Origin of the sequence: Micrococcus sp. HMSC31B01 (genome assembly GCF_001816085.1) — a bacterium.
GTDB lineage: Bacteria > Actinomycetota > Actinomycetes > Actinomycetales > Micrococcaceae > Micrococcus > Micrococcus luteus.
On record NZ_KV825391.1, the window covers coordinates 1 to 2,821 of the forward strand.

General features: G+C 64.3%; 3 protein-coding genes and 1 pseudogene. All 4 read right to left on the minus strand.

What is annotated here, in order from left to right; translation table 11 throughout:
- On the minus strand, positions 1 to 439 hold a 439-nt coding region (locus HMPREF3105_RS11235), incomplete at its 3' end, for a hypothetical protein (protein ID WP_210401452.1).
- Complete coding sequence (locus tag HMPREF3105_RS12760) at positions 436 to 1,677, minus strand: DNA cytosine methyltransferase (protein WP_223247475.1); 1,242 nt, start codon at positions 1,675 to 1,677, stop codon at positions 436 to 438. The genes HMPREF3105_RS12760 and HMPREF3105_RS11235, both read right to left, overlap by 4 nt.
- A gap of 260 nt (positions 1,678 to 1,937) precedes the next feature.
- Positions 1,938 to 2,558: an AMP-binding protein gene (locus HMPREF3105_RS11240; protein WP_051995213.1), complete on the minus strand. Its 621-nt coding sequence runs from the start codon at positions 2,556 to 2,558 to the stop codon at positions 1,938 to 1,940.
- A gap of 1 nt (position 2,559) precedes the next feature.
- Positions 2,560 to 2,821: pseudogene (locus HMPREF3105_RS11245) on the minus strand (LD-carboxypeptidase); the annotation flags it as partial.

Sequence of the window (2,821 nt, forward strand, 5' to 3'; positions counted from 1 at the left end):
CAAGAACCTCATGACCCACAACATCTAGAGCCACCAGAACCGACCCGACAGGCGCCACAGGAATATCTGGTAGCGACGTCAGCTCGCCCATCTCTTCTCCGGAGAGGTTCATGTTGTAGCGCTGCGCGAGAGAGACCAGGGACTCGCCGCGGGCCGATGTCGCCGCTCCTCCTGGTCGGGCGATGACCAAGTCAAGCACCTTGCTCTTCTTCGTTTCGAAATCACTCAACTTCAGATTGACACCAAGGACAATCTTGCCGTCGCGGGCATGTTGCCGCATCACACTCGACGAGCGAAGCAAGTCGAAGGCGACGCCCCAACTGGCCACTTTTCCATGACGATCTGATCGAGAATGATATTGCCAGCGAATTCCATATTTGGTGGGGTCTGCCGGTTCGCTCATGGTTCGAGCCAGAATATCGGGGCCAAACACGTTCATGCCTCCAACTTGGTAATCAGCTGATCTTCAGTCAATGCCCTGTCCGCCTCAGCCACAGCCTCGCGGAATCCCGGATATCGGCCCAAGTTCCCCTGGAGAAGGCGCGAACGGAAACCCGACACCGCACGCCGGCTCAACGCCGGGGCTGACGACACGTCAACATGCTCCAGCAAGTGCTCATACGGTTCCAGAGTGGGAAATTCGCTGGCCTCCACTCGCCATCGCTTCCCGCCCATACCAGCAGCAGCGTTCGGCCACTGCCTGGATGAGCCCCAATCGACGGAGGGGCACACCACTTCGCCTGGCGCGAAGACTCGCCGAGCCACCCACTCTGCAACACGCACCGAGACTGCATTGCCAAGGAGTTTGCTCCGGGTTCCGCGCGTCCGCGCAGCGCTCAAGCCGAAGTCGAGATCAGTCCACCCGCGGGGGAACCCCTGCAATGATTCCATTTCTGCTTCCCTCGGCACCACCAAGGCGCGAGTGGCGTCCTCCGCGCCACGGACCCAAATGGCAGGAGGTGAAGCGATGCCGATCGTGGAGCCACCCTTGAGCGTCGGAATCGCGTCGGGTGCCCACCCCAATCCACCCTTACCCTCCGTCCAGTAGAATCCAAAGGCGTCGGAGGAATAATGATCATCAGGGCGTGACGCCGCCTCGTCCGCAAAAAGGACCTCCGACGGGTTGAGGTTCACCGAGGCAACAACGATTACACGACGGCGCCTCTGCGGCAGTCCCGTAAAACGAGTGTCGACGACCCGGTAAGCCCAAGAGTATCCAAGGGTCTCCATCTCCTGGACCAGGAACTCCATCGCAGCACCCTTGTCGAGGGCCAGCATGTTGGGGACGTTCTCAATGAGCAGTGTGGGAAGTCGTCGTCCAGCAGAGATGCGACGCCGAAGCAGCTCGAACAAATGCGTCACCAACCCGGACTGCTCCCCGCGAATGCCCGCAGTTCGACCTGCCTGTGAGAGATCCTGACAGGGGAACCCAGCGGAAAGTATGTCAGTTGCCTCCGGCAGGGATGCCAGCTCTCGAACGTCTGGGTGCAGCTCAGCACCGGGAAACCGATTCTTCAGAACGATTTGAGCAGGGGCCCAAGACTCACACAGAAGATCTGTCTCGACCTTTGATCCCAACGCATTGTGGAAGCCCTGCTCAATGCCACCGATACCTGCGAATAGACCCGTCAAGTGGACCATACGACGCCTACCTCTCTGCATGGCCTGGTGGGCCATGACCTACGACTCTACCCGTGTCCAGCTCGGCCCCACATGGAGCCGCGGGACGGTGAGATGCTGTCTGAGGCCATCGTCTCGCGCACCCCGGACACGTTAGGCGAAACTGCCCACGAGCGGTCCACCGCACTCAAGGTTCTCCTCATTCGGTGCGGACCGCACGCCTAATGACAAGCTCAGGGTTCTTGTCCACCGTCGTGAAGATCGGGGCGGGGCTCCACTCGCCCTTGGGATACGTCCAACCAGTCAGATCAGGCCCCTCACCGCAGCAGGTCCTTCACGATCTTCCCCGTCCCGTTCTTCGGCAACGAGTCCATGAGCGTCACCGGCTGCGGCCCCTTGTACGAGAGTAGGCGCTCGCGCACGAACGCGGAGAACTCGGCCTCGGCGACGTCGGGGTGCACATAGAGCGCATCCTCGACCTCGCGCGGGTACACGTTGTAGCCGTTGCGGATGTTGATGTCCTTCAGCCGGCCCACGATCCGGTAGTAGCCCTCCTCGTCCCGCCGGGCGAGGTCGCCGGTGCGGAGCCAGCCGTCGTCGTCGAACGCGGCGGCCCCGGCCTCCGGCAGGCCCAGGTACCCGGACATGACCACGGGCCGGTGGATGCGCAGCTCGCCGGGGGTCTCGGTGTCCCTCTCCGGCACCTCCACGCCCTCCGGGGTGACGATGCGGAACTCCACACCCTCCAGCGGCCGCCCCACGGTGCCGGGGCGGCTGGGGCCGTCCATGGGGTTGAAGCACACGGGCCCGCAGGACTCGGACAGGCCGTAGGCCTCGCGCACCGGCACGCCGAAGGCCGCCTCGGCCTCGGCCTCCCGCAGCGTCTCCACGGCCAGTGGCGCGCCGCCAGAAAGCACGTAGCGCAGCGCGCCGATCAACTCACCCGAACTCCGCCCACACCCGCCTCTCCACCCCATCCACGGTCATCACGCCGCCGTGCGGCAGCACCCACTGCGGCCGGGTGTGGCCGAACGGGACGCCCACGCACACCACCGCGTCCGGGTTGTAGCGCCCGACCTCCTCCACCACCACATCGGCCTGCTCCGCGCTCCGCCGCGCCCGCTCCTCCGCACCGCGCGGCGCCTCGAAGGAGCTCGTCGGCGGGCGGGCCGCCAGCACGGCGTCCACGGCGCCGAGCACG

Excerpts from the sequence above, each read along its gene's own strand:
- HMPREF3105_RS12760 (WP_223247475.1), bottom strand. The coding sequence starts at position 1,677 with ATGGCCCACCAGGCCATGCAGAGAGGTAGGCGTCGTATGGTCCACTTG.